General features: G+C 53.6%; 21 protein-coding genes. 20 read left to right on the top strand and 1 reads right to left on the bottom strand.

Annotated features, from left to right (window positions below; all coding sequences use genetic code 11):
* Positions 1-327 precede the first annotated feature (327 nt).
* From M655_RS02455 to pyrG, 11 genes are all read left to right on the top strand, one after another.
* The gene (locus tag M655_RS02455) at positions 328-2,403 is read left to right on the top strand and encodes a (Fe-S)-binding protein (protein WP_026557571.1); all 2,076 of its coding nucleotides are present in this window, start codon (positions 328-330) and stop codon (positions 2,401-2,403) included.
* Between the two features lie 187 nt (positions 2,404-2,590).
* The gene (locus M655_RS02460; RefSeq protein WP_026557570.1) at positions 2,591-3,769 is read left to right on the top strand and encodes an acetyl-CoA C-acetyltransferase; all 1,179 of its coding nucleotides are present in this window, start codon (positions 2,591-2,593) and stop codon (positions 3,767-3,769) included.
* A gap of 13 nt (positions 3,770-3,782) precedes the next feature.
* Positions 3,783-4,634, top strand: coding sequence for a 3-hydroxybutyryl-CoA dehydrogenase (locus tag M655_RS02465; protein WP_026557569.1), 852 nt, complete (start codon positions 3,783-3,785; stop codon positions 4,632-4,634).
* A 30-nt stretch (positions 4,635-4,664) separates the two neighbouring features.
* Entirely contained in the window at positions 4,665-5,807 is a 1,143-nt protein-coding gene (locus tag M655_RS02470) for an acyl-CoA dehydrogenase (RefSeq protein ID WP_026557568.1), read from the top strand.
* Positions 5,808-5,880: 73 nt separating this feature from the next.
* Positions 5,881-7,023: an acyl-CoA dehydrogenase gene (locus M655_RS02475; RefSeq protein ID WP_005827839.1), complete on the top strand. Its 1,143-nt coding sequence runs from the start codon at positions 5,881-5,883 to the stop codon at positions 7,021-7,023.
* Positions 7,024-7,230: 207 nt separating this feature from the next.
* A complete protein-coding gene (locus tag M655_RS02480; RefSeq protein ID WP_005827837.1) occupies positions 7,231-7,863 on the top strand; it encodes a TetR/AcrR family transcriptional regulator in 633 nt (210 codons plus the stop codon).
* A 35-nt stretch (positions 7,864-7,898) separates the two neighbouring features.
* Positions 7,899-11,150 (top strand): fused isobutyryl-CoA mutase/GTPase IcmF, encoded by a 3,252-nt coding sequence (icmF, locus tag M655_RS02485; RefSeq protein WP_005827834.1) that lies wholly within the window; start codon positions 7,899-7,901, stop codon positions 11,148-11,150.
* A gap of 274 nt (positions 11,151-11,424) precedes the next feature.
* Positions 11,425-11,988: an alkyl hydroperoxide reductase subunit C gene (gene ahpC / locus M655_RS02490; RefSeq protein WP_005827833.1), complete on the top strand. Its 564-nt coding sequence runs from the start codon at positions 11,425-11,427 to the stop codon at positions 11,986-11,988.
* Between the two features lie 12 nt (positions 11,989-12,000).
* Positions 12,001-13,530 (top strand): alkyl hydroperoxide reductase subunit F, encoded by a 1,530-nt coding sequence (gene ahpF / locus M655_RS02495; RefSeq protein ID WP_005827831.1) that lies wholly within the window; start codon positions 12,001-12,003, stop codon positions 13,528-13,530.
* 314 nt (positions 13,531-13,844) lie between these two features.
* Positions 13,845-14,399, top strand: a complete 555-nt coding sequence (gene rpoE, locus M655_RS02500; protein ID WP_005827829.1) for a DNA-directed RNA polymerase subunit delta — start codon at positions 13,845-13,847, stop codon at positions 14,397-14,399.
* Between the two features lie 208 nt (positions 14,400-14,607).
* Entirely contained in the window at positions 14,608-16,209 is a 1,602-nt protein-coding gene (pyrG, locus tag M655_RS02505) for a CTP synthase (RefSeq protein WP_005827826.1), read from the top strand.
* Between the two features lie 66 nt (positions 16,210-16,275).
* Here the strand turns inward: pyrG and M655_RS02510 are convergent, their stop codons facing one another.
* Entirely contained in the window at positions 16,276-17,070 is a 795-nt protein-coding gene (locus tag M655_RS02510) for a lipid II flippase Amj family protein (RefSeq protein WP_005827824.1), read from the bottom strand.
* Between the two features lie 167 nt (positions 17,071-17,237).
* Here M655_RS02510 and M655_RS02515 point away from each other — a divergent pair, with 167 nt between their 5' ends.
* From M655_RS02515 to rpmE, 9 genes are all read left to right on the top strand, one after another.
* Entirely contained in the window at positions 17,238-17,612 is a 375-nt protein-coding gene (locus M655_RS02515; protein WP_005827822.1) for a response regulator, read from the top strand.
* 104 nt (positions 17,613-17,716) lie between these two features.
* Entirely contained in the window at positions 17,717-18,571 is an 855-nt protein-coding gene (gene fba, locus M655_RS02520) for a class II fructose-1,6-bisphosphate aldolase (RefSeq protein ID WP_005827820.1), read from the top strand.
* Positions 18,572-18,585: 14 nt separating this feature from the next.
* On the top strand, positions 18,586-19,230 hold the full coding sequence (gene fsa, locus M655_RS02525; RefSeq protein WP_005827818.1) for a fructose-6-phosphate aldolase: 645 nt from the start codon (positions 18,586-18,588) through the stop codon (positions 19,228-19,230).
* A 79-nt stretch (positions 19,231-19,309) separates the two neighbouring features.
* Positions 19,310-20,593, top strand: a complete 1,284-nt coding sequence (gene murA, locus M655_RS02530) for a UDP-N-acetylglucosamine 1-carboxyvinyltransferase (protein ID WP_005827816.1) — start codon at positions 19,310-19,312, stop codon at positions 20,591-20,593.
* A 28-nt stretch (positions 20,594-20,621) separates the two neighbouring features.
* Positions 20,622-21,584, top strand: a complete 963-nt coding sequence (gene glpX, locus M655_RS02535) for a class II fructose-bisphosphatase (RefSeq protein ID WP_005827814.1) — start codon at positions 20,622-20,624, stop codon at positions 21,582-21,584.
* A 61-nt stretch (positions 21,585-21,645) separates the two neighbouring features.
* Complete coding sequence (gene rho / locus M655_RS02540; protein ID WP_005827812.1) at positions 21,646-22,926, top strand: transcription termination factor Rho; 1,281 nt, start codon at positions 21,646-21,648, stop codon at positions 22,924-22,926.
* A 69-nt stretch (positions 22,927-22,995) separates the two neighbouring features.
* A complete protein-coding gene (locus M655_RS02545; protein WP_005827809.1) occupies positions 22,996-23,898 on the top strand; it encodes a peptidoglycan DD-metalloendopeptidase family protein in 903 nt (300 codons plus the stop codon).
* A gap of 70 nt (positions 23,899-23,968) precedes the next feature.
* On the top strand, positions 23,969-25,234 hold the full coding sequence (locus tag M655_RS02550) for a radical SAM family protein (protein ID WP_005827807.1): 1,266 nt from the start codon (positions 23,969-23,971) through the stop codon (positions 25,232-25,234).
* A 104-nt stretch (positions 25,235-25,338) separates the two neighbouring features.
* On the top strand, positions 25,339-25,539 hold the full coding sequence (gene rpmE / locus M655_RS02555; RefSeq protein WP_005827805.1) for a 50S ribosomal protein L31: 201 nt from the start codon (positions 25,339-25,341) through the stop codon (positions 25,537-25,539).
* Positions 25,540-25,607 lie beyond the last annotated feature (68 nt).

Genomic DNA, 25,607 nt, shown 5'->3' on the forward strand with positions numbered 1-25,607 from the left:
AAGGGCAGCATAGCGAGAGCGAGACTTCCGAACTCCGAACTCCACACTCCGCATGAAGTGAGACAGCAATGCCGGTACGAAGGCTGCGCTAAACAGCCTGGCGCCGCCCACTTTTCTAATGAGAATATTTCCAACTTTATTTGGAGGATGGTTGATTTGCCACTTATGTGATAAGATCAGATTACAGCAGTATGAGCGAACGTTCAGTCGGTTTTATTTCATTCTTTTAAAAAATCAAACTTACCGACTGAATAGTCATTCATTTTTCTTTTTGATTCTGATAAGATAGAAAGTAAAGACAACTCGTGAAAGTGGGGGAGTAGAAACATGCTGGCACTTATCAATCTGATCGCGTTTTTCCTGGTGCTCGCTTACGGGCTGTATCTGGCCGGACATGTTGTGTACAGCAGATATTTGTTCATCAAGCTGGGCAAAAAGCCAGATGTGAAAGATGACTTTGGCGCACGTATCAACCTGATGCTGGACAACGTCATTTTCCACAAGAAGCTGTTGAAGGACAAAAAGAGCGGGATCATGCACGTCGTGATGTTTTACGGCTTCATTATCCTCCAGTTCGGCGCGATTGAGCTGGTTATCAAGGGGCTGTCCAAAGGCTTCGAGCTTCCGTTTGGCAGCGCTCACAAATATTTTTCGCTCATGCAGGAGATTACTACGTTTCTCATCCTGGCCGCCGTCGGGTACGCCTTTTACCGCCGCTATATCGAGAAGCTGAAGCGGTTGAAGCGCGGCTTCAAGTCAGGGATCGTCCTGCTTCTGATCTCTTCCCTGATGGCGACCGTGCTGCTTTCCCTCGCCTTCGAGCAAATCTGGCTCGGCCATGAAGCATCCGTCTTTGCGCCGATTTCCTCCGTGATCGCGATGGCGTTTTCCGCGATTGGCGTAGGGACGACAGGTGGAGCGGTTCTGTTTTACGTATTCTGGTGGGCGCATCTGATTATTTTGCTGGGCTTTGCCGTCTACGTGCCGCAGTCCAAGCACGCGCACTTGCTGTTTGCTCCGGTAAACGTCTGGTTCAAAAAGCTCGACCCGCCCGGCAAGCTGTCCAGCATCAACTTCGAGGACGAGACGCAGGAAGTGTTCGGCGTAGGCAAGATCGAGGACTTTACGCAAACGCAGTTGATCGACCTGTACGCCTGTGTCGAGTGCGGACGCTGTACGAATATGTGTCCGGCATCCGGTACCGGAAAAATGCTTTCGCCGATGGACCTGATTACGAAAATGCGCGACCATTTGACGGAAAAAGGGGCGGCTGTCACCTCCCGCACGCCGTGGATGCCGAACTTCGCGTTTTCGCAAACGACGGCCAACCAGATCGCTTTGCAAGCGTCCGAAGTAGCGGCCACAGCCGAAGAGGCGACATCTGTCTACGAGAAAAACTTGATTGGCGATGTGATTACCGAGCAGGAGCTGTGGGCTTGTACGACCTGTCGCAACTGCGAGGATCAATGCCCGGTCATGAACGAGCACGTGGAAAAAATCATCGACATGCGCCGCTACCTGGTGATGACGGAAGGCAGCATGCCAGCCGAAGCGCAACGCGCCTTGAACAATATCGAGCGCCAGGGCAACCCGTGGGGAATCAACCGCAAAGACCGGATGAAGTGGATCGAAGGTCTGAACGGGCAATACGAAGTGCCGACGGTCAAACAGGTCGAGGACTTCGAGTATTTGTTCTGGGTAGGCTCGATGGGGTCGTTTGACTTGCGCAGCCAAAAAATTTCCCAGGCGTTCGTGAAGCTCATGCACGAAGCAGGCGTCAAGTTCGCCATCCTCGGCAACGAGGAAAAGAACTCGGGAGACACAGCGCGCCGCATCGGAAACGAGTTTTTGTTCCAGCAGTTGGCGCAGGAAAACATCGCGCTGTTCGAAGGCTACGAAGTCAAAAAAATCGTGACCTGCGACCCGCATGCGTACAATACGTTCAAAAACGAGTATCCGGAGTTCGGTCTGACTGCCGAAGTGTACCACCACTCCGAGCTGCTCGCCCAGTGGGTGAAGGAAGGCCGCCTGAAGCCGACCAAGGAAGTCAAGGAGCGCATTACGTATCACGACTCTTGCTATTTGGGGCGCTACAACGAGATTTACGACAAGCCGCGCGTCATTCTGGAAGCAATTCCTGGCGTGGAAGTAGTCGAGATGAAGCGCAGCGGCTGCGACAGCATGTGCTGCGGAGCGGGCGGCGGTCTGATGTGGATGGAAGAGCATGAGGGCACGCGGGTCAACGTGGCGCGCACAGAGCAAGCGTTGGAGGTCAATCCGACCGCAATCGCCAGCGCCTGCCCGTACTGCCTGACCATGATAAATGACGGCATCAAGACCAAGGAAAAGGAAGACGACGTCAAGACGCGCGATGTAGCGGAAATTTTGGCGGACGCGATCTAAAACAGAGAGGATCGGCACCGCGAAAACAGCCTGATACGAGGGAAAACTCAGGCTGTTCTTTTTTTCCTAATTCATTGACTAATCGAACAGAAGACGGCAAAATGAAGATAGCAGATAAAATGAACGAACGCTCGATCAATTTATTTTTCGTTAATAAGCTACGAAAAAGCCGAATGGAGGGCATGCGATGAAAACGGTGATTGTAGGGGCGGCACGTACCCCGTTTGGTAAATTTGGCGGCTCTTTGAAAGCGTTGTCTGCGGTAGAACTCGGCGCTGTCGTCATCAAGGAGGCAGTGGAGCGCTCCGGCATTTCCGGCGACCAGATCGACGAAGTCATCATGGGAATGGTCGTACAGGCAGGCGCGGGTCAGGTGCCTTCCCGCCAGGCCGCTCGCAAAGCCGGACTGCCCTGGAATGTGGCGAGCGAGACGATCAACAAAGTATGTGCCTCCGGGATGCGCGCCGTCACGATGGGCGACCAGATTATTCGCGCAGGGGACGGGGAAATCATCGTCGCAGGCGGGATGGAGAGCATGAGCAACGCGCCGTACGCTCTGCCGGATGCGCGCTACGGAATGCGGATGGGCGATGCCACCGTGCGCGATCTGATGATGTACGATGGCCTCACATGTCCGTTTGACCAGGTGCCGATGGCGATTCACGGCAGCAACGTAGCCGAAGAGTACGGAATTACGCGGGAAGCGCAGGACGAGTGGGCGCTGCGCAGTCAGCAGCGGGCTGCCAAGGCAGTGGAATCCGGGCTTTTTGCCGAAGAGATTGTCGCCGTCTCCATTCCGCAGAAAAAAGGAGAGCCGGTGCTGGTCACAAAAGACGAGGGACCGCGCCCGGATACCACCAGGGAAGGACTCGCCAAGCTGCCTCCGGTCTACAAAAAGGACGGCACAATTACGGCAGGCAATGCGCCGGGAATCAACGACGGAGCGGCAGCGATGGTGCTGATGTCTGACGAAAAAGCGAAGCAACTGGGCATCAAGCCGCTGGCGACGATTCTCGGGCATGCGCAGGTGGGGGCCGAAGCGCCCTACATCGCGACAACACCGGGTCTTGCGATCAACAAGCTGCTTGAAAAAACAGGGGTGTCGCTCGGCGAGATTGATCTGTTCGAGGTGAACGAAGCGTTCGCGGCCGTGACGTTGACGAGCGGCAAAATCGTCGGCTGGGACGACGAAAAAGTGAATGTGAACGGGGGAGCGATCGCGCTCGGTCACCCGATTGGCGCGAGCGGAGCGCGGATTATTATGCACCTCGCTTACGAATTGAAGAGACGCGGTGGCGGATTGGGGATCGCGGCGATTTGCAGCGGTGCCGCACAGGGAGACGCTATCCTGATTAAAGTGGAATAGGGAGGCCTTTTACATGAACGTACAAACGATTATGGTCATCGGAGCAGGACAGATGGGCAGCGGGATTGCCCAGGTAGCGGCGCAGGCAGGCTTTCGCGTTTATTTGAACGACGTGCAGCAGCCGTTTGTGGAGCGCGGTCTGGCGACGATTGCGAAAAACCTGTCGCGCAACGTGGAAAAAGGCAAGCTGAGCGAGGACGACAAGCAGGCGATCTTGTCCCGTCTCGTCGTGTCGACGGACTTGGCGGACGCTGCGGAAGCGGATTTTGTCATCGAAGCTGTGACGGAAAACATGGCGGTGAAAACAGGAATTTTCTCCAGGCTGGACGAGGTATGTCCGCCGCATACGATCTTGGCGAGCAATACTTCGTCTCTGCCGATTACGGAGATTGCGGCTGTGACGAAGCGCCCGGAAAAAGTGATCGGCATGCACTTCATGAACCCGGTTCCCGTGATGAAGCTGGTCGAGATCATCCGTGGACTGCAAACCGCAGATGAGGTGTACCAACTGACAGAGGATTTGTCCAAGCAAATGGGCAAAGTGCCTGTAAGCGTCAATGATTTTCCGGGCTTTGTCTCCAACCGGGTGCTGATGCCGATGCTCAACGAAGCGATCTACTGTGTATATGAGGGTGTGGCGACGCCGGAAGTGATCGACGAAGTGATGAAGCTCGGCATGAACCATCCGATGGGCCCTCTCCAACTGGCGGACTTCATCGGTTTGGATACGTGCCTCTACATCATGGAGGTGCTGCACGAAGGCTTTGGCGATTCCAAATACCGTCCTTGCCCGTTGTTGCGCAAATATGTAAAAGCGGGCTGGCTAGGCAAAAAATCCGGTCGAGGATTCTACGTGTACAACTAACTGATGATTCGGCAGAAAGGTAGGACGGACATGGATTTCAGGTTGAATGAAGAACAGGAAATGATGCGCCGCATGGTGCGCGACTTTGCGCAGAAAGAAATTGCGCCGTTTGTTCCGATTATGGAAGAGAAGGATGAGTTTCCCCGCCAGGTCATCAAAAAGATGGGCGAAATGGGGCTGATGGGAATCCCGATCGCCGAAGAATGGGGCGGTGCCGGAGCGGATTTTGTCTCTTACATTTTGGCGATTCACGAAATTTCCAAAGTGAGCGCAACGGTAGGAGTGATTCTGTCCGTGCACACCTCTGTAGGGACCAATCCGATTTTGTACTTCGGAACGGAGGAGCAGAAGCGCAAATACGTGACAAAGCTTGCCCGCGGCGAATACCTTGGCGCTTTTGCCTTGACCGAGCCGCATGCCGGATCGGATGCGAGCAGCATCAGGACGACCGCTGTGCGAAAAGGCGACGAATACATCCTGAACGGCAACAAGGTGTTTATCACGAACGGTGGCGAAGCGGATACGTACATCACGTTTGCCGTCACCGATTCCACGAAAGGCACCAAGGGCATCTCCGCCTTCATCGTGGAAAAAGATACGCCAGGTTTTACCGTCGGCAAAAAGGAAAAGAAGATGGGGCTGCACGGCTCCTACACGACCGAGCTTGTTTTCGACAACGCGCGTGTGCCTGCTGCAAACCTGCTGGGGCAGGAGGGAGAAGGCTTCTGTATCGCGATGGCCAATCTGAATACGGGACGCATCGGGATTGCCGCACAGGCGCTGGGCATCGCCGAGGCTGCGGTTCACTACGCGACAGAGTACGCCAAGGAGCGCAAGCAGTTCGGCCAGCCGATTGCCAAGCAACAAGCGATCGCCTTCAAGCTCGCGGACATGGCGACCAAGGCGGAGGCAGCCAGACTGCTCGTGTACCGCGCGGCGTCGCTGTGCAGCCAGGGAATCTCCTGCGGCATGGAAGCCTCGATGGCGAAGCGGTTTGCAACGGACACGGCGATGGAGTTGGCAACAGAAGCGGTCCAGGTGTTCGGCGGCTACGGCTACACCCGGGAATACCCGGTTGAGCGATTGTTCCGCGACGCCAAAGTAACGCAAATTTACGAAGGTACGAACGAAATTCAACGAATCGTCATCGCCAAGCATTTGCTTGCTGATTAATAGAGCCTGTTGTCCGGTCAGAGTTGTGTAGCCTGACAAGGACCGGCGCAAAGCACATGGGGGAGTGAAAAACATGAATTTCCAGCTTACCGAAGAACATGACATGATGCGCAAAATGATCCGCGACTTCGCAGAAAACCAGGTAGCTCCGACAGCAGCCGAGCGCGATGAGGAAGAGCGCTTCGACCGATCCATTTTCGAGCAAATGGCTGAGCTTGGCCTGACGGGCATCCCTTGGCCGGAAAAATACGGAGGCGCTGGCGCGGATTACTTGAGCTACGTCATTGCAGTAGAAGAGCTCTCCCGTGTGGATGCGTCAATCGGGGTAACCTTGTCCGCGCAGGTCTCGCTTGCTAGCTGGCCGATTTACAAGTTCGGAACGGAGGAGCAGAAACAAAAGTTTCTGCGCCCGTTGGCAGAGGGCAAGAAGATGGGGGCCTACTGTCTGACTGAGCCAGGCTCCGGCTCCGATTCGGCAGGAATGCGCACAACAGCGGTGCGCGACGGCGATCACTACATTTTGAACGGCAGCAAAATTTTCATCACCAATGCGGGCGAAGCGGAAATCTACATCGTTTTTGCCGTAACCCAGCCAGAGCTGAAGCACAAAGGAATCACCGCTTTTATCGTGGAAAAAGGCATGGACGGCTTTACGATGGGGAAAAAAGAGAAGAAGCTGGGCATCCGTTCCTCGCCGACGCTCGCTGTCAATTTCGAAGATGTGCGAGTGCCGGTAGAGAACAGGCTGGGCGAAGAAGGCCAAGGCTTCAAAATCGCGATGATGACCTTGGACGGCGGACGGAACGGAATCGCCGCTCAAGCGGTCGGAATTGCCCAGGGCGCCTTCGAGCACGCGCTGAACTACGCGAAGGAGCGCAACCAGTTCGGCAAGCCGATTGCCTCGTTGCAGGCGATCCAGTTCAAGCTGGCTGACATGGCGACCAAGATTGAAGCGGCGCGCCTGCTCACCTATCAGGCGGCGTGGCTGGAAGATCAGGGACTGCCTTACGGAAAAGCATCGGCCATGTCCAAAGTATTCGCGGGCGATATCGCGATGGAAGTTACGACCGAAGCGGTGCAAGTGTTTGGCGGCTACGGCTATACCCGCGAGTATCCGGTGGAGCGCTTCATGCGCGATGCGAAAATCACGCAAATTTACGAAGGCACGAATGAAATCCAGCGTGTCGTCATCAGCAACTACCTGCTGAAAGAGTAGCGAGGCGCCAACCGGCAGCCACGATCAATCCAACTAGCTGAAAGCAAAAAGATTTTTTGATAGGGCCTGCGGAAAAGAAAGGTTTGGCTTTGCGCTCTTCCTCGCGTATAATGGTGTGCGAAAAGATACGCAAGAAGAGCGTTTGCTCCTTTCTTTTCCTGAAAGTGTCTGACTAAACGCTCAGTCGGTTGGAAAGGTGGATTTGTTGTGTCCGAAAAGAGAAAAACCATACCGTCCTTGGTAAAGGACCCGAAACTGATTGAAAAACGGCGAGAGCAAATTATTGAGGCTGCCGTTCATCTCTTTATCAATAAAGGTTTTCACAAGACGACGACAAGGGAGATTGCCCGGGCTTCGGGGTTCAGTATCGGAACCTTGTACGAATATATCGAATCCAAGGAAGACGTACTCTATCTCGTTTGCGATGCGATTCATGCCGAGATGGAGACGCGCCTGCGCGAAGCGATCAATTTTAACGGCACAGGGCTGAAAATTTTAAAGCTCGCCATCCGCAGCTTCTTTCGTGTGATGGATCAGATGAGCGACCGCGTCCTGCTCATTTACCAGGAGTCGAAGTCGTTGCCAAAAGAAACGCTGCGCTACGTTCTCGGACGTGAGGAAGAAATTGCGCAAATTTTTGTCGAGATCCTGCAAAAAGGGATTGCCGACGGCTCGCTGCGCCTCGATGAGAAGCATGTCAAGCTGATGGCTGACAATATCATGGTGTTGGGCGAAATGTGGGTGTTCCGCCGCTGGGCTCTGCACAAGCACTATACGTTGGAGGAGTACACCGAGAAGCAGATTACGCTGCTGCTTCGGGAAATCAGTGTCTCCGACTGACGTCAATTAATTCAATCTCGGGGGAGAGTGGAACGATGGAAACCGAAGTGTATCGTCCGCAAAACAAGGTTCGCTTCGTGACCGCCGCCAGCTTGTACGACGGTCACGACGCCTCGATCAATATCATGCGCCGTATTTTGCAGTCTTCGGGAGTGGAAGTGATCCATCTGGGTCACAACCGCTCTGTCGATGATATCGTGACCGCCGCCATTCAGGAGGACGTGCAAGGCATTGCCATCAGCTCCTACCAGGGCGGCCATGTGGAATATTTCAAATACGTGATTGATCTTTTGCGCGAACGGGGAGCTGGGCATATCCGCGTCTTCGGAGGCGGAGGCGGTGTCATCGTTCCACGCGAGATCCGGGAGCTGGAAGAATACGGCGTCTGTAAAATTTACTCGCCGGATGACGGCAGACGCTTGGGCTTGCAAGGCATGATTAACGACATGATTCGAAACAGCGATTTTCCGACAGTCAAGCAGTTGGAAAACGAAGTCGCTGGCTTGCGCGAGCAAAACCACAAGGCGATTGCCCGCCTGATCTCTGTGGCGGAGTACGCCGTCGATCAGCCGGAGTGGAAGGAACCGCTCAAGGAGTGCGTGCGGGAAGCGCGAGACTCGATTCCGGTGCTCGGGATCACAGGCACAGGTGGGGCCGGAAAAAGCTCGCTGACAGATGAGCTTGTTCGCCGGTTTATGCGCACGTATCCGGAAAAAACTGTCGCGATTTTGTCTGTCGATCCGTCCAAGCAGAAATCGGGCGGAGCGCTTTTGGGCGACCGCATCCGTATGAATGCCAACAATACGCCGCGCGTCTACATGCGCAGTCTGGCGACGAGAAAGTCCGGCATGGAGCTGTCCGCCGCTTTGAAGGACGCGATCCAGGTTACCCGTGCGGCTCAGTTTGATCTCATCATCGTAGAGACGAGCGGGATCGGCCAGGGCGATGCACAAGTGACTGAGGTGTGCGACGTTTCCATGTACGTCATGACCAGCGAGTTTGGCGCGCCGTCCCAACTGGAAAAAATCGACATGCTTGATTTTGCCGACGTGATCGCGATCAACAAATTTGAGCGAAAAGGCTCGGAGGATGCCTTGCGCGAGGTGCGCAAGCAGTACCGCCGCAACCACCAGTTATTCGATCTGCCTGACGAGAAGATTCCCGTCTACGGAACGATCGCCAGCCAGTTTAACGATCCGGGGACAAATGTGCTGTTTGCTGCCCTGATGCATCGGATCGTGGAAAAGACAGGCGTGGATTGGCCTGTGGAGAATCTGGATACGACTCCGGTAAAAATTCATAAAACTTCGTTGATTCCGACAGAAAGAATCAACTACTTGCAGGAAATCGCCAACACGGTCCGCCAATACCGCGCGTACACCGAGGAGCAGTCTGCCATCGCCCGCAAGCTGTATCAGTTGCACGGCGCAAAGGAGACGCTGCTCGCGGCGCAGGAAGAGGCAGCGACAGAGCTGGTTGCGGTGCTCGACAAGCAGATCAGGCTGTTTGAGGAGAAACTGCATCCCGAGTGCCGGCGGATTCTCGACAACTGGCCGAAGCTCAAGGAAGCGTACAGAAAGGACCAGTTTGTCACGAAAATCAGGGACAAGGAAATCATCACGAAACTGTTCACGGAATCGCTGTCGGGTACGCGCATTCCAAAAGTAGCGGTGCCGGACTACGAGGACTGGGGCGAGATTTTGAAATGGTCGCTGAAGGAAAATGTGCCGGGCGAGTTTCCTTACACGGCAGGCGTGTTCCCGTTCAAGCGGGAGGGCGAAGATCCGAAGCGGCAGTTTGCTGGCGAAGGCACGCCTGAGCGCACGAACCGGCGCTTCCATTTCCTTTCGCAAAACGACGAAGCGAAGCGGCTCAGTACGGCTTTTGACTCTGTGACCTTGTACGGCGAAGACCCGGATTACCGCCCGGATATTTACGGGAAAATCGGGACGAGCGGAGTGAGCGTCTGCACGCTGGACGACATGAAAAAGCTGTACGCAGGCTTCGACCTGTGCGCGCCGAGCACGTCTGTGTCGATGACGATTAACGGCCCGGCACCGATGATTTTGGCGATGTTTATGAACACGGCGATTGAGCAGCAGATCGAGAAGTTTGTCCAGCGGGAAGGCCGCCAGCCGACCGAGGAAGAAGCGGAGCAGATCAAGGCGTACACTTTGTCGACTGTTCGCGGAACCGTTCAGGCGGATATTTTGAAAGAAGACCAGGGGCAGAACACTTGTATTTTCTCGACAGAGTTTGCCCTGCGGATGATGGGCGACATTCAGCAGTATTTCATCGACCATAAAGTGCGCAACTACTACTCCGTGTCCATTTCCGGCTACCATATCGCGGAGGCGGGGGCTAACCCGATCACGCAGTTGGCGTTTACGTTGGCGAATGGCTTTACGTACGTGGAGTATTACTTGAGCAGAGGCATGCACATTGACGATTTTGCGCCGAATTTGTCGTTCTTTTTCTCCAATGGCCTCGATCCGGAATATACGGTCATCGGCCGGGTGGCGCGCCGCGTGTGGGCGACTGTGATGAAAAACCGCTACGGCGGCAACGAGCGCAGCCAAAAGCTGAAATACCACATCCAGACCTCTGGACGTTCCTTGCACGCGCAGGAAATGGATTTCAACGACATTCGGACGACGCTGCAAGCGTTGATCGCGATTTACGACAACTGCAACTCTCTGCATACCAACGCCTACGACGAGGCGATTACGACCCCGACAGAGAACTCTGTGCGCCGGGCCATGGCGATCCAGATGATTATCAACAAGGAGATGGGGCTCGCGAAAAACGAGAACCCGCTGCAAGGCGCATTCATCATCGACGAGCTGACCGATCTGGTGGAGGAAGCCGTCATGCAGGAGTTCGAGCGGATCAGCTCGCGCGGCGGCGTGCTGGGAGCGATGGAGACGCAGTACCAGCGCGGCAAAATCCAGGATGAGTCGATGTACTACGAAATGAAAAAGCACACTGGCGAGCTGCCGATCATCGGGGTTAACACCTTTATCAATCCGAACGCGTCCGAAGAAGATTACGAGATCGAGCTGGCGCGGGCGACAGAGGAAGAAAAGGAACAGCAGATCATCAACCTGCGCGCGTTCCAGGAGCGCAACCGCCACGTAGCGCCACAAGCGCTGCGCCGCTTGCAAGAGGTGGCGATGGCAGGCGAAAACATTTTTGCCGAGCTGATGGAGACAGTGAAGGTCGCTTCGCTCGGTCAGATCAGCGCCGCTTTGTACGAGGTGGGCGGCCAGTACCGGAGAAATATGTAACAGGCTAGAGCGAGGCAAAACGATACAAGGACCACTTCTTTTTGCAGAGGCAGTCCTTGTATCGTTTGTTTTTACGGGGGAGCCGCGGAAAAAGGGCCAATGTAAACGCGTATATTCTTCCGTTAAATATTCAAGACTAATGTAGGCACAAATTCTAAATTAAAGTTATTATAATAGAGGTTGACAAACGGAAAGTTTTGAATGATAATTGTTATCAAGTTAGAATTATTACATTTAATAATTCTTAAAACAATCATGTAGGAGGATGTTCACTATGTCCCTTATCGGAAAAGAAGTACTGCCTTTCAAAGCTCAAGCTTACAAAGCAGGCAATTTTGTAGAAGTTACCGAAGCAAACTTTAAAGGTCAATGGAGCATTGTTTGCTTCTATCCAGCAGACTTCACTTTCGTTTGCCCGACTGAACTCGAAGACCTCCAAAACCAATACGAAACATTGAAATCCATGGGAGCTGAAGTTTACTCCGTTTCCACAGATACTCACTTCACTCACAAAGCATGGCACGATACTTCCGAGACAATCGGCAAAATTACTTACACCATGATTGGCGACCCAACTCACACGCTCTCCCGCAACTTCGATGTACTGATTGAAGAAGAGGGACTGGCTGATCGCGGTACTTTCATCATCGACCCAGATGGTGTTATCCAAGCAATCGAAATCAACGCAGGCGGCATCGGTCGCGATGCAAGCGCCATTGTAAGCAAACTGAAAGCAGCTCAATACGTTCGCAACAACCCAGGCGAAGTTTGCCCGGCGAAATGGCAAGAAGGTGCTGCTACCCTGAAACCAAGCCTTGATCTTGTTGGTAAGATCTAAGGAGTGGGATAAATGATACTGGACGCAGAAATTAAAGCGCAACTAGGGCAATACCTTCAGCTTATGGAAGGCGAAGTGCTGCTGAAGTACAGCGCTGGTTCCGATAGCGTATCTCGTGACATGATGCTTTTGCTGGAAGAACTGGCAACCATGTCACAGAAAATAAAGCTTGAAGAAACCTCCATGCAGCGTACACCTAGCTTTAGTGTCAATCGTATCGGTGAAGATACCGGATTAACTTTTGCGGGCGTACCATTGGGACATGAGTTCACTTCCTTGGTGTTAGCTTTGCTGCAAGTGAGCGGCAGACCTCCAAAGGTTGACCAGAAGCTCATCGATCAAGTGAAGAGTCTGAAAGGCGAATATCACTTTGAAACGTATGTCAGCTTGAGCTGCCACAATTGTCCTGATGTAGTTCAAGCACTGAACGCGATGAGTGTTCTCAATCCTGGTATTACACATACTATGATTGACGGTGCTGCGTTCAAAGAAGAAGTCGAAAGCAAAAACGTCATGGCAGTGCCGACGGTTTTCCTGAACGGGGAACCTTTTGGCAGCGGCCGGATGACGCTCGAAGAAATTCTCGCCAAGCTCGGATCTGCTCCAGATGCAGCCGAATTTGCGAACAAAGAGCCGTACGATGTGCTCGTTATCGGCGGCGGCCCGTCCGGAGCAAGTGCGGCCATCTACGCCGCACGCAAAGGCATTCGCACCGGCATTGTGGCTGAACGCTTCGGCGGCCAGATCATGGACACTTTAGGTATTGAAAACTTTATCAGTGTCAAATACACCGAAGGTCCGAAGCTCGCAGCGAGTCTGGAAGAGCACGTCAAAGAGTACAATGTCGATGTCATGAACTTGCAGCGTGCCAAACGTCTGGAGAAAAAAGACCTGATCGAGATCGAACTGGAAAACGGTGCTGTGCTCAAGAGCAAAACCGTTATCCTTTCGACGGGTGCGCGTTGGCGCAATGTGGGTGTGCCTGGCGAGGCCGAGTTCAAAAACAAAGGCGTGGCGTATTGCCCGCACTGCGACGGTCCGCTGTTCGCCGGTAAGCGCGTAGCCGTCATTGGCGGCGGCAATTCCGGCGTTGAAGCAGCGATCGATCTCGCGGGTATCGTCAAGCACGTCACGGTTCTTGAGTTTGCTGCAGAGCTGAAAGCCGACTCCGTCTTGCAAGATCGTCTGCACAGCTTGCCAAACGTAACGGTTATCACCAATGCGCAAACGACGGAAATCACCGGCACCGACAAGGTCAACGGCATTTCCTACAAGGATCGCGAGACGGAAACGGTTCATCACATTGAACTGGAAGGTGTGTTTGTCCAAATCGGTCTTGTGCCGAACACCGATTGGCTGGGAGACACAGTTGAACGCAATCGGATGGGCGAAATCGTTGTCGACAAACACGGCGCTACTTCCGTTCCGGGCGTATTTGCTGCAGGCGACTGCACGAATAGTCCATACAAGCAGATCATTATTTCGATGGGATCAGGTGCAACCGCAGCCTTGGGTGCATTTGATTATCTAATCCGAAACTAATGAACACGAGAGCCGCTTTGCTATCTGTACGGTAGCGGAGCGGCTTTCTTTTTTGTGCTGCTGTACAGAGCGGACTCGCATGGAAAACGGCCGAGAGGCAAGTGTCGAGAATAAATGGTCTTTTGCGTGTTTGAAAGCCTTGCATTTTCGTCTAAAATAAGGAATACTGTATGTTAGCCTTCGTATGTTGTACGATATACGAGTGAGGCGATCGACATCATTTATGAGTTGCCTAAGCAAAGCCTGCGTCCCCCAGCAAAGGGCGAGGTCGGTATTCAAGCCAATAGTTTTCTAATGGAAAGGACGTGCCCTGGGTGAGTCAATTGTTTGCTCATATTGATCCCGAGAAACTGAGCGAGATGGCGTTGGTTGATATTGCGTATGAAATTTTGCGTGAAACCAATCGCACTTACAACTTCCGCGAGCTGATGGATGAACTGGCTGCCGTTCGTAACATGACAAACGAACAACTCATGGCTATCATCGCGCAAGTATACACTGAGATTAATATTGACGGCCGTTTTGTGTGCCTTGGAGACAACGTGTGGGGACTGAAGCGCTGGTACCCAACTGACACGGTGGAAGAAACGCAAGAGGGCGGCGGAACGAAGAAGAAAAAAGTTATTCTCGACGACGACTTCGACGATTACGACACCGAAGACGAAATTGTCGAGGATTACGAAGACGACGACGTGGTCATTTTCGAGGACGAAGAAGAATTCGTGGATGATGATGCGGATATCGAAGACGAAGAGATTGATGCTGAAATCGACGAAGAAGAGCTCGAAGAAGAGGAAGACGAGCTGTTTGACGAGGAACTCGAAGAAGAGGAAGTTGACGAAGAGCTGGAAGATGACGAGGATAAGTGATAAGTCCTTGACTTCCGCCTGAGGGACAGATAAAATACTCCTTGGGCTTCACATGAAGAAGGATTAAATAAGGGAAACTATAAAACAAAAGTGCCCCTACCCCATTGCCAAAAGGGATAGGACTCGCTTTTGTTTTTCTTTTTTTGGGAGCCGTCTTCATACGTTTTTTACTACTACTAAAGGGTTAGGGAAAGAGGGGACGTTAACGATGACGAAGTATATTTTTGTGACAGGCGGGGTCGTATCCTCGTTGGGAAAAGGAATTACAGCGGCTTCTCTGGGCCGACTCCTGAAAAATAGGGGCTTGAAGGTAACCATCCAGAAATGTGATCCATACATCAACGTGGACCCAGGAACAATGAGTCCGTATCAGCACGGGGAAGTGTTCGTCACGGACGATGGAGCGGAAACCGACCTGGACCTGGGGCACTACGAGCGTTTTATCGACATCAACCTGAGCGCCAACTCTAACGTAACGACAGGAAAAATCTATTCGACTGTCATCGCCAAAGAACGTCGCGGCGACTATTTGGGCGGAACGGTTCAAGTAATCCCGCACATCACCAACGAGATCAAAGACCGCATTTTCCGCGCTGGCCGTGAAACCGGAGCAGACGTGGTTATCACCGAGATCGGCGGAACTGTAGGGGACATCGAGAGCTTGCCGTTCCTCGAAGCCATCCGTCAAATCAAGAGCGACATTGGCCGCGAAAACGTCATGTACATTCACGTGACACTGGTTCCTTACATCAAGGCAGCAGGCGAGATGAAAACAAAGCCGACCCAACACAGCGTGAAGGAACTGCGTAGCCTGGGCATTCAGCCAACTGTGATCGTGACTCGTACCGAACAGCCAATGACCCAGGAAATGAAGGACAAGCTGGCACTGTTCTGTGACATCGACAAAAACGCGGTTGTGGAGTGCGTGGATGCGGAAACTCTCTACGACGTGCCGCTGCAACTGCAAGCGCAAGGTCTGGACGACTATGTTTGCCGCCACCTCGGCCTGACTTGCCAGGAAGCAGACATGACCGAGTGGAAGTCCTTGGTAAACAAAATCAAGAACCTGTCGAAAACGACCACAATCGCGATTGTCGGAAAATACGTGGAGCTGCACGATGCTTATTTGTCCGTAGCAGAAGCGCTGTACCATGGCGGTTATGCGAATGATTCCAAAGTGGAAATCAAATGGGTGCACGCAGAAGAAGTGACGCCGGAAAACGTAGCCGAACTGCTCGGCGATGTAAACGGCATACTGGTACCAGGCGGCTTCGGCGATCGCGGTATCGAAGGCAAAATTATCGCGACCCGCTATGCTCGCGAAAACAAAGTGCCGTTCCTGGGCATCTGCCTCGGTATGCAAATTGCCGTTATCGAATTTGCCCGTCACGTGGCAGGCATGGACGGCGCCAACAGCTCCGAGATCAACCCGGACACCGCTTATCCGGTCATCGACCTCTTGCCAGAGCAAAAAGAAATCGAAGACAAAGGCGGAACCATGCGCCTTGGCATCGGTCCTTCCAAAGTGGAAGCTGGCACGCTGACCGAAGCTGCTTACGGCAGCACACTCGTTTATGAGCGTCATCGTCATCGTTATGAAGTCAACAACGAATATCGCGAGCAGTTGGCTCAACTGGGCCTGCGCTTTGCGGGTACATCCCCGGACGGCCGTCTGGTGGAAATCGTGGAAGTGCCAGACCACCCTTGGTACGTGGCTACCCAGTTCCATCCGGAGTTCACTTCCCGTCCGAACCGTCCGCAGCCATTGTTCCGCGATTTCGTCAAAGCTTCCCTGAACCTGAATAAATAAATAGAGACAAAAAGACGCACCGGCGACTGAAACCGTCGGTGCGTCTTCTTTCGGTTGCCGCTTTTTTCAGTGAAAGAGCGGAGACAGCCAGGCAACCCAGTAGGCGGCCGGGACGAGCAGGAGCTGAGCCAGAAGCGTCCCGAAAAATCGGGAAATCATCAGCCACAAATACATGTCCCGGATCGATTCCTGCGTCGCTTTTCCCTGCATGGCTTTCTCGGTCAGGAGGGCCACCTGCGGGTCTACCAGAATCGTCATGAAAATCGTAGCGAAGCCGTTAATCATGCCGGACGACATCAGCACCGTTGCTTTGTAGTCGGGGGCCAGCAACGTCGCGTAGAGCACGGAGAGCACGCTGCTGGTGTAAATCGCCGTTCCCAGGCAGTTGAGCAGCAGCAGGCGCTTGGGAATGCCTTTGAAGCGAAAACGGGAGATGACTTGCCAGCTCGGGATTCGCACGTGGTGGCGGACGCGGCGGAGGCTGTCTACGGTGACGGCTGTGCGCAGCATTTGCGGAATCGAGCCGGCCAGCTCAAGGTGCGAGATCACTCGTCTGGAAATCTGGACGAACGTGGGAAACAGCGCGATGGCAGCCAGCGTCCCGACAGAGGAAGCCGCTATAATCATATGTAGCTGCCAACTTGGGTCGGTATGCAAAAGGGCCGCTTGATCCATCAGTCCTCCGGTAAACGGCCCTTGAATCAGGTTGGAGGTGCGGGAGAGAAGCAGCGTGATGCCGACGAGCGACATGGCGACTGCGATTCTTCCTGTCTTGACCCCTGCGAAGCGAATGGCGTAGGAAAGTGTCTCTGTCGTATGGATAATAAACGTCAACAGGCAGATCAACCAGAGCGCATCCATCTTGTTTTTTGGCTCCTTGCTTGGTGCGAAAATAGTATCCCTATTATACTCGAAATGGACATCGCGGGAAAATTTCAGCAGCAGATACGCAAAATGTGCAGGAGTTTCCTGTTTTTAGGCGAAAACCTAATAAATTAAGGAAATGGATTCGTCAAGGGGGAGTAACCGTGTTCGACAAACATGATAAAAAGGTGCTGGTTGTCGATGACCAGTATGGTATTCGCATTTTGTTGTATGAGGTACTGGGAAAAGAAGGGTACAAAACCTTCCAGGCCGCAAACGGGAAAATGGCCCTGGAGATCGTGGAAAAAGAGTCGCCAGATCTGGTCATTCTCGACATGAAGATTCCAGGCATGGACGGCATTGAGATTTTGAAGCACATCAAAAAGATCAATCAGGATATCAAGGTAATCATGATGACGGCTTACGGTGAGCTGGACATGATTAAGGAAGCGACCCAGTTGGGAGCGTTGACCCATTTTACCAAACCGTTTGATATTGACGAGCTGAGAATGGCCGTACAGCAGCAACTCGCCTGCTAGTCCTTTTGGTAACGGATGCGTGGGGACAAGCGTACCTGTTAACAAACGCCTGTCTGTGATATAATAAGCCTCGTGATTGAAGCTAGCAGAGGAGGATTTACCAAATGCCACTGGTACCTATGACCGCTTTTACCGAAGACGTCAAATTGCATAAATACGCCGTCGGACAATTTAACCTGAACAATCTGGAGTTTACTCAAGCGATTACCGAAGCTGCGATGGAAGAAAAATCGCCTGTGATTTTCGGTGTTTCCGAGGGAGCACTCAAATACATGGGACTGGACTACACGGTCGCCATTGCAAAAGTGGCGGCGGAGCGCGCAGGAGTACCTGTTGCCCTGCACCTCGATCATGGCAGCAACTTTGATATCGTAATGAAGTGCATTCGCGCAGGATTCTCTTCTGTCATGTTCGATGGTTCCCATCACTCGTTTGAAGATAACCTTCGCTTGACCAAACAGGTTGTTGAGGCTGCTCACGCTGTTGGCGTTTCTGTAGAAGGTGAACTCGGTACCATCGGCGGGGTAGAGGACGACCTGTCTGTTGACGAGGAAGACGCTACGCTGGCAAACCCTGAGGAAGCGATCCGCTTCTGGGAAGAAACAAAAGTAGACTACCTGGCGATTGCAGTGGGCACAGCTCACGGCATGTACAAAGGCGTGCCAAAAATCCGCTACGACATCATCGAAAAAGTAGCGAACAACATTGGGGCGCCAATCGTTCTGCACGGCGGTTCCGGCGTACCGGACGAAGCGATTGTAGAATCGATCCGCCTGGGTGTCGGAAAAATTAACGTAAATACAGAAAGCCAAGTCGCATGCACCGAAACGGTTCGCAAAGTGCTAGCTGCGAAGCCTAACGAAATCGACCCGCGCAAATACCTGGGCCCTGCTCGCGACGCGATCAAGGAAGTTGTAAAAGGAAAAATGCGCCTGTTCGGTAGCAGCAACCGCGCGTAACTAGGAGGCTAATCATGCGTTTTTTGATTGATACAGCAAACGTTGATGAAATTCGCGAGATTCACGAATGGGGAGTCCTGGCCGGAGTAACCACGAATCCTTCGCTGGTTGCCAAGGAAGGCCGCGACTTCATCGAGACATTGAAGGAAATCATCGACATCGTAGACGGTCCGATCAGCGCCGAAGTTATCAGCACCGATGCAAAAGGCATGATCGAAGAGGGCGAGAAGCTCGCTTCCCTCTCGAAAAACATCGTCATCAAGCTGCCGATGACTGCCGAAGGTTTGAAGGCGACCAAGTATTTTGCCAAGCGCAAAATCAGAACAAACGTCACGCTGGTGTTCTCCGCAAACCAGGCGCTGCTCGCAGCTCGGGCAGGAGCGAGCTTCGTGTCTCCGTTCCTGGGACGTCTGGATGATATCGGACAAGACGGCATGCAGTTGATCGAAGACATTGCAGAGATTTTCTCTGTGCATGGCATTGATACCGAAATCATCGCGGCATCTGTTCGTCACCCTGTGCACGTGACAGAAGCTGCCCGCCGCGGTTCTCACTACGCGACCATCCCGGCGAAAGTGTTCAAGCAACTGATTGCCCATCCGCTGACTGACAGCGGCCTGGAGAAGTTCCTCGCTGATTGGGCAAGCATGCAAAAATAAGGACAAGGATCGAAAGTTCAAGCACCTTTTCCATTGGGGAAGGTGCTTCTTTCCCGATTACACCTGAGGAGAGCGATGCATGGATAAGCTGATTATCAATGGTGGAAAACCGCTCGCGGGGACGGTAACCATCAGCGGAGCCAAAAACAGCGCAGTCGCACTGATTCCAGCCGCGTTGCTGGCGGATGGACCTGTAGTTATTGAAAATCTGCCCCGTATTCAGGATGTAGATATTTACCACGGGCTTCTGAGGGAAATGGGAGCTGACGTGCTGTTTGAAGATGACTGGATGGAAATCGATGGGCGCCTGATGAAGCTGATGCTCATGCCCAATGGCAAGATCAAAAAGCTGCGCGCCTCTTACTATTTGTGGGGAGCCTTGCTCGCCAAATTCGGAGAGGCACAGGTCGGATTGCCTGGCGGCTGCGATCTGGGGCCACGACCTGTCGATTTGCACATCAAAGGCTTTGAGGCGATGGGCGCCGAGGTGGAGAACAAAAACGGCGTGATGACTATTCGGGCCAAGAACGGTCGTCTGCAAGGCGCGAGAATTTACCTCGATCTCGTCAGCGTCGGAGCGACGATTAACATCATGCTCGCTGCTTCCAAGGCAGACGGCGTGACCATTATTGAAAACGCTGCCCGCGAGCCGGAGATTGTCGATGTGGCGACACTGCTCAACAACATGGGGGCAAACATCAAAGGCGCAGGCACCGATGTCATCCGCATCCAGGGCGTGGAGCGTCTGCGCGGCTGCCGGCATACGATTATTCCGGACCGGATTGAAGCGGGGACGTACATGATTGCCGCAGCGGCGACGAACGGCAATGTACTGGTCGAAAACGTGATCCCCAAGCATCTGGAGTCGCTGACGGCGAAGCTGCGCGAAATTGGCGCGCAAGTGATGGAAATGGATGACTGCATTCAGGTGGTCGGACGGGATTCCTATCGTCCCATTGATGTGAAAACAAGTCCGTACCCTGGGTTTCCGACCGATTTGCAGCAGCCGATCACGACGCTGTTGACTCTTGCCAAAGGATCGAGCATCGTGACGGACAACATCTACAGCTCGCGTTTTCGCCATGTAGATGAGCTGCGGCGCATGGGAGCGACGCTCAAGGTAGAGGGACGTTCCGCTGTCATCGAAGGCGGAAGCAAGCTGAACGGAGCCAAGGTAGTAGCTTCTGACCTGCGGGCCGGAGCGGCGCTGTTTATCGCAGGGCTGGCTACGAGCGGCACGACAGAGCTGGAAGGTCTTGAACATATCGACCGCGGCTATGAAAACTTGGTGGGCAAGCTGCAAATGCTGGGTGCCGATGTGACGCGGGTAGGCTTGCAGCACACAGAAAGCCCGCAGCGTTAACCAATCATCAGGAGAGGAGTCTTCCAGAATGGAACGCAGTTTAACACTTGAACTGGTACGTGTAACCGAAGCGGCTGCTTTGGCTTCCGCCAGTTGGATGGGGCTTGGACGAAAAGACGAGGCCGACGACGCGGCGACGACCGCCATGCGCAAGGAATTTGAAAAAGTGCCAATGGACGGCGTAGTCGTAATCGGGGAAGGCGAAATGGATGAAGCGCCGATGCTCTATATCGGCGAGCGTCTCGGCCAAGGGGTAGCGCCAGCAGTAGACGTGGCTGTCGACCCGTTGGAAGGGACGAATATCCTGGCAAAGGGCACATGGGGCGCAATCTCTGTCATTGCGATTGCGGACCGCGGAAATTTGCTGCATGCTCCTGACATGTATATGGAAAAAATGGCAGTAGGGCCAAAAGCGGTTGGCAAGGTCGACATCAACGCGCCGATTCGCGACAACCTGAAAGCCGTTGCTGCGGCACAGGGCAAAGACATCAGCGACCTGGTGGCGATCGTGCTTGATCGTGACCGTCATTCTCGCATCATTCACGAAATTCGCGAGGCAGGTGCCCGCATTCGCCTCATTTCCGACGGGGACGTGGCGGCTGCGATCAACACGGCATTCCCGGACACGGGCGTAGACATTTTGTTCGGTTCCGGCGGAGCGCCAGAAGGTGTATTGGCTGCGGTGGCGTTGAAATGCCTCGGAGGCGAAATCCAGGGCAAGCTGTTGCCGCAAAGCGAAGAAGAAATTCAGCGTTGTGTCAAGATGGGTCTCAGCAACCCGCACCAGGTGCTGTTTATGGATGATTTGGTCAAGGGCGACGATGCCATTTTTGCGGCAACGGGCGTAACAGATGGGGAATTGCTGAAAGGGGTTCGCTTCCAGGGAACTCGCGCTACTACCCATTCTGTCGTCATGCGGGCAAAAACGGGTACGGTTCGCTTCATTGAAGGAAACCACCGCCTGGAACGCAAACCGTCACTCGGTTTGTAGGAAAACGAACAGCTTGGCTTTATATCATGCTTTCCAAGAGTAAATAAAGAGTGGTGGATGTATGTTACTTTCTGAACTCGAAGAGAAGAAACTGACCGATCTCTATAAGCTGGCCAAGGAGTACCATATCCCGTATTACTCCCAACTGAAGAAGAAGGAATTGATCTTCGCAATCCTTCGGGCACGAGCGGAGCGGGATGGCCTGATGTTTATGGAAGGGGTGCTGGAAATCTTGCCGGAGGGCTACGGCTTCCTCCGACCGATCAACTATCTCCCCAGCTCGGAAGACATCTACATCTCCCAGTCGCAGATTCGCCGTTTTGATCTGCGCATGGGGGATGTGGTGTCGGGCAAGGCTAGGCCGCCAAAAGAAAACGAGCGCTATTTTGGACTGTTGCAAGTAGAAGCAGTGAACGGAGAAGACCCGGAGACTGCTTCAGAGCGTCTTCATTTCCCCGCCTTAACACCGCTATATCCTCAAACCAAGCTAGTGCTGGAGACCGCGCCCGAGCGTGTTTCCACCCGCCTGATGGACCTTCTTGCCCCTGTTGGGCTGGGTCAGCGTGGATTGATTGTCGCTCCGCCAAAAGCGGGCAAAACCATGCTCCTGAAAGAAATCGCCAACAGTATTACGGAAAGCCGACCGGATATTCATCTGTTTGTGCTGCTCATCGACGAGCGTCCGGAAGAGGTTACGGATATGCAGCGTTCTGTCAAAGGCGAGGTGGTCGCCTCTACGTTTGACGAGTTGCCGGAGAATCACATCAAGGTGGCGGAGCTTGTATTGGAGCGGGCAAAGCGTCTGGTTGAGCACAAAAAGGATGTCGTCATCCTGCTCGATTCGATTACCCGTCTCGCTCGCGCCTACAACCTGGTGATCCCGCCGAGCGGCCGGACGTTGTCTGGCGGTATTGATCCGGCGGCGTTCCACCGTCCTAAGCGCTTTTTCGGTTCGGCGCGCAACATCGAAGAGGGCGGTAGCCTGACGATTCTCGCGACGGCTCTGGTCGAGACCGGATCGCGCATGGACGATGTGATCTACGAGGAGTTCAAGGGAACGGGCAACATGGAGCTTCATCTGGACCGCAAGCTGGCAGAGCGCCGTATCTTCCCGGCGATCGACATTCGCCGTTCGGGAACGCGCCGCGAAGAATTGCTGCTGTCCAAAGAAGAGCTGGATAAGCTGTGGATGATCCGCAAAAACATGAACGAAACGAACGAGTTTGTCGATTCGTTTATCAAAAAGCTGGCGGACACGAAAACAAACGAAGAATTTTTGCAGACCCTGGAAAGCAAGCAGCAAGGCCGGGGGAAAACGGCTGGCACGACGGTGAGTTCATGACTCGCCGTCATTTTTTTTGCCTGTTTTGCATACCGTAAGGAGAGTTGGAAGAGAGGGAGGAGAGAGTCAGTGGAGTACGTGCAGGTTCCTGTGCCCATCGAGAGCCAGACGGAAGCGAAAAAGGCTGTCGTGGAGCAAGCGTTGTTTCAAGCGTTCAATCCGTACGCGAGTTTGACAAAGCAAGCGCCTGCTGCCAAAAGCAATACGATGGTGTACGCAGTGCGCCAGGGCGACACTCTTTCCGGAATTGCCGAACGCTACGGCCTTACGCTGAAAAAGCTGGTGGAGATGAACAAAATCAGCAATCCGCATCTGCTTTCTGTCGGGATGAAGCTGATTATTACCAAAGACGAAGTGACACATATGGTGAAGCGCGGAGAGACGCTCGATTACATAGCGAGAAGGTACGGAGTCAGCCGTGAGCTGCTGCTGGAACGCAACCCGCTTTTAAAATGGCTGTCGGACAACCTGTATGTGGGACAGGTTGTGTACATCCCTGTTGCCGGAGGGCCGCCGATGCAGGCAGAAGAGCTGCAGCAAAAGCGAAACACTACCCAGGCGGCAAGCAGGCAAGTGGTGGCGCGGATTCGCGGCCGAATGGATTGGCCTGTAGAGGGAGCGACGATTACAAGCGGCTTCGGAACACGCTGGGGCAAGGTGCATAAAGGCGTGGATTTGTGGAACGAGCAGGAGGCCAAAACGCCGATTTTGGCCGCGAAAGCAGGGAAGGTGGTCGAAGCGGGCGCCAACCGCTCCGGATACGGGCGGATGGTCGTACTGGACCACGGAGACGGCCTGCAAACCTTTTATGCCCATATGCGCACGATTTTGGTCACGCCCGGCCAGAGCGTAGAAGCGGGCGACGTCCTCGGATACATGGGCCAGACAGGCGATTCCACCGGGTATCACCTGCATTTTGAAGTCAGGCAGGACGATGTGCCGGTCAACCCGCTCCCGTACCTCGGCAGGTAACCCTTCACAATTTACATTGCTTTTTCAATGCGTTACAATGGGCAAAGCAAAGAAGCGAGGCGATTTTCCCATGTATTTAGTGTACGCAGATGAAAAGGGCAATGTTTACGACCACCCGGGCTTGTTCGCGGTGGCGCGCAACGGCGATATATTGACAGAAATTCTCGAGGAAGAGCTGATCCCGCTGCCGGAAGGGGCGACGCTGGTCAGCCTGCCGGATACAGTACCGATCGGAATGGACCCGGAGACGGGCGAAATGATTAAGCTGGACGGCTGTACGGCGGTCGGGGCGCTCGTTCCGCAAGGGATTACCCGACTTTTGCTCCCGGGTTATGTGAAAACAAACAGGGAGAGCAAGCTGCCGCTGTTCGGGTATTCGGCAGTCGTATGGAAAGACGACCGTTTTTGGGTAGCAGGCAGAGCGAGCGACGACATTTACAAATGGGACCCGCTGAACTTCCCGATGGATGAGTTGCGGCAGCGAGTGGAAAAGACGTTGGAGCTGTTCCCGAACAACCGGATTTTGCATCACCTGTCGCACTGTGCGCTGGAGTACGAGTGTCTGACGGCCTCCAACAACTTTTTCCACCGCTGGGAAGGCAGCCTGCCTGTTTCCTATACCTGTAATGCCGGTTGCTACGGCTGTATTTCCGAGCAACCAGACGACAGCGGCTTCCCGTCTCCGCAGACGCGGATGAATTTCAAGCCGACAGAGGACGAGCTGGTAGAGGTCATGCTGCACCATTTGCAGACGCCGGAGAGCATTATCAGCTTCGGCCAGGGCTGTGAAGGCGAGCCTTCGACCATGGCCGGGATCATCGTTCCGGCGATGCGCCGCGTGCGAGCGACGACCGACATGGGCTTTATCAACATCAATACAAACGCAGGCTTGACCGACCATATCAAAGGGATCGTCGACGCGGGGCTGGACTTGATGCGCGTCAGCATCATCAGCGCGATTGACGAGCATTACAACGCCTACTACCGCCCGCGCAACTACACGCTGGAAAACGTAGCGCGATCTGCGGAATACGCGGCCTCCAAGGGCGTGTACACCTCGATCAACTACTTGTGCTTCCCGGGTGTTTTTGACCGCGAAGAAGAAATGGAAGCGATGATTAACTTCATCCGCCGCACAGGTATCAAGCTGATTCAGATGCGCAACCTGAACATTGATCCGGAAAGCTATCTGGCGATGATTCCAAAAGCGCAGGGCGAAGTCTTCGGCATGAAGCAGGCGATTGAAATCTATCAGCAAGAGCTGCCGGATGTCGTGATCGGGTCGTTTACGCACATTCCGCCGGCAGAGCTGCGCCGCAGGAAAAACATGGCCTGAGCGGTCAACCTGTTGCATTTCGGCTGACAGCATGCTACTATCTTGTATGTGTTTATATAACTCTGTTTCGGCAAACGATTCAGGGCGGAAAGAGGTGTAGCGAGATGAAACAAGGTATTCATCCTAAGTACAATGTAGTAACCGTTACATGTGCATGCGGTAACGAATTTGAATCCGGTTCCGTGAAACAAGCGCTGAAAGTGGAGATCTGCTCCAACTGCCATCCTTTCTTCACTGGAAAACAAAAATTCGTGGATGCTGGCGGCCGTGTAGACCGTTTCAAACGCAAATACAATCTGTCCTAATCAGACGGGATTGGAGCAACCAGGTAGAGCGATCTGCCTGGTTTTGTCTTTTTCTGGAGCAAAAATCA

The sequence above is a fragment of the Brevibacillus sp. NSP2.1 genome (assembly GCF_000470975.2).
In the GTDB taxonomy this organism is placed as follows: domain Bacteria; phylum Bacillota; class Bacilli; order Brevibacillales; family Brevibacillaceae; genus Brevibacillus; species Brevibacillus agri.